This window comes from Xanthomonas sp. D-99, assembly GCF_017746145.1.
Taxonomy (GTDB): Bacteria; Pseudomonadota; Gammaproteobacteria; order Xanthomonadales; family Xanthomonadaceae; genus Xanthomonas; species Xanthomonas cissicola.
Genome location: NZ_JAGHWU010000096.1, coordinates 1 through 2,519, shown reverse-complemented (window position 1 = coordinate 2,519; position 2,519 = coordinate 1). Strand labels below are relative to the sequence as shown.

Below are 2,519 nucleotides of genomic sequence, written 5' to 3'. Positions count from 1 at the left end.
TTGAGCCGGCGGTTCTCCTCCTCCAGCTCCTTCATGCGCGCGACCATGGACACGTCCATGCCGCCGAACTTGCTGCGCCACTTGTAGAACGTCGCCGAGCTGATGCCGTGCTCGCGGCACAGCTCCGGCACGGGCGCACCGGCCTGGGCCTGCTTGAGCACGGCGATGATCTGGCTGTCGGTAAAGCGGGACTTCTTCATGGAACCTCCTCGAGAAAGGGGACGAGAAAATTCCACTTCTGGCGTCTGCTAATGGGCGGGGGGATTACCGTCTGACCATCGTCAATTCCGAATTTGTCGGCAACCAGGCCATCAATGCGCCGGCCGGCTTCCCGGATGCCGACCAGTTCGGCAACAGCGGCGCAATCGACACCGACGGCGCCTCGCTCGCCGGCTACCTCAACGCCGCCGCCGGTGGCGCCACGCTCTCGGTGTGCGGCACGGTGGTGCGCAACAACAGCGCGGCCAACAGCGGCGGCGGCGCCACGTTGTGGGCGTATGCACCGGACACCATCGACGTGCGCTCCTCCACCTTCGCCAACAACATTGCCTATGGCGGCCCGGCCGGCGGTGCGCGCATCAGCCTGGGCTTTGGCGATACCACGCACTCCGGCACCACCATCACTACGCCGGGCATCATCAACGTCGAAGAAACCAGCTTCATCTCCAACCGCGCCGAAAAGAGCAACGCCGGCGCCTTGTACATGGACTGCTACGGCCCGTCCTGCAACGTCAGCAACAGCACCTTCTATGGCAACTATGCAAAGGGTGTGGGCGCGGCGATCCAGCATGTGGGCTGGCAGCCATCCAATGGCGACCAGGGCAAGACCACGGTGCGCTTCAACAACGTCACCTTCGCCGAGAACACGCCAGGGTCGACGTTGTTCGGTAGTGGATTCGACATCCGCAACAGCATCTTCTATTCCAAGACCGAGCGCACCTTCTGCAGCGACCAAAGCAGCACCGGCAACAACCTGATCGAGTACTCGGCTGCGGGCGGCCTGTTCCACAGCTGCCTCACCGCCGGCCTCGCACGCGCCACCGATCCGCTGCTGGGCGCACCAGCCGCCAATGGCGGCCCCACGCTCACCCAATTGCCGGCGGCCAACAGCCCGGTGCGCAACCTCGGCAGCAATTGCCGCAACATCGACCAGCGTGGTGTTGCGCGTGATACCGCGGTCTGCGATGTGGGTGCGGTGGAAATCAAGTAAGTCGCACTGCGCGTCCTCGTCCTCTGGCGACGACGCGCGTTGTGTGGCCGAGTGGGCTAAGAAGCCCGCTTGGTCGCGCAATCAAGCGGTAATTGCGGCGTGATTCAAGGCCACATCGACATTGATCGGTGTTGGCCACGAATGCCTCGCGCATAGGCTAGGCTTCTGCTCGCTCAACGAATAAGCATATGCGTCTCATTGGCAAAGATGGCTACGGAGTAGGGAGCCACCGATTGATTGCCAGACTGCCTGTGAGGTTTGCGACGTCACTCATCCGTTAGCCCACACCCCCGCGGGTATCTGCACAAATTGCGCTGAACTGATGCGAGCGAACTCAAGCATCGGCATTGGGTAAGCCGTTTGCGCTGAAGCGCGTCGTCCCGAAATTTAATGGGCGACAGACCGCAATAGCATCGTTCGCTTGCTGACAACGCACGTTTCAGCGGTTATGTTCGAAGCTGGAACGGGGGTTCTTGCATGGGACGCAGAAAGAAGCAGAGCGGGTTTGAAGCGTTGGCCGCGTTGCCGTGGCCGCTCGGCCTTGTTGCGGGAATCGTGGGTTATCTAGTCGTGCGCTACGGCATCGGCTGGTGGTTCTCTCACCAGGGCGGGATGCTGTCGCAAGGGTTTGCCCAGCAGTCGAGTGGGGCGTTCGCGCCATTGGCGTGGATGCTGCTCGGCATCTGCTGGCTCGCCGCGCTGTGCTCCTATTTGGGCTCACGCAGCCGGCGACGCTTTCTGGAGACACGTACCACCCTGGAGAGCCTGGCCGCCGGCGGCTGGCGCCAGTTCGAACAGTTGGTGGGCGAAGCCTTTCGCCGGCAAGGCTATAGCGTTGAAGAAACCGGCCTGGGTGGCGCAGACGGCGGCATCGACCTGATGCTGCGCAAAGACGGCCGCCGCACACTGGTGCAATGCAAACAATGGAAGCGCCAGCAAGTTGGCGTCAGCGTGGTGCGCGAAATGTACGGCCTGCTGGCACATCACCAGGCCCACGCGGTCAAGATCGCTTGCATCGGTACTTACACGAAAGACGCTGAGCGCTTTGCCGAAGGCAAGCCGATTGAACTCATTGGCGGCGAACAGTTGTTGGACATGATCCAAGCAGTGCAGCAACAAGCCACAGCGCAGCCGACGGCGATATCCGCGCGCATCGAGCCTGTCTTTGGTTCAGCTGATTCCACTGCCTCTGCAAACATTGCCACTCCAAGCTGCCCACGCTGCGGCAGCGCACTCGTGCAGAGAAGAAACCGGCGCACCGGCGAGAACTTTCTAGGTTGCAGCCAGTTCCCTAGGGAAGGTCTGAACA

2 protein-coding genes and 1 pseudogene are annotated in these 2,519 nt (G+C 62.0%); 2 read left to right on the top strand and 1 reads right to left on the bottom strand.

Annotation, left to right across the window (positions count from 1 at the left end; genetic code table 11):
* A partial coding sequence (locus J7360_RS20310) for a transposase (RefSeq protein WP_059001059.1) occupies positions 1-200 on the bottom strand: 200 nt, incomplete at its 3' end.
* A gap of 68 nt (positions 201-268) precedes the next feature.
* Between J7360_RS20310 and J7360_RS20305 the strand changes: the two are divergent.
* Positions 269-1,210 (top strand): annotated as a pseudogene (locus J7360_RS20305) (choice-of-anchor Q domain-containing protein); the annotation flags it as partial.
* Positions 1,211-1,687: 477 nt separating this feature from the next.
* Positions 1,688-2,519: restriction endonuclease (locus J7360_RS20300; RefSeq protein ID WP_209034667.1), on the top strand; the 832-nt coding region annotated here is incomplete at its 3' end.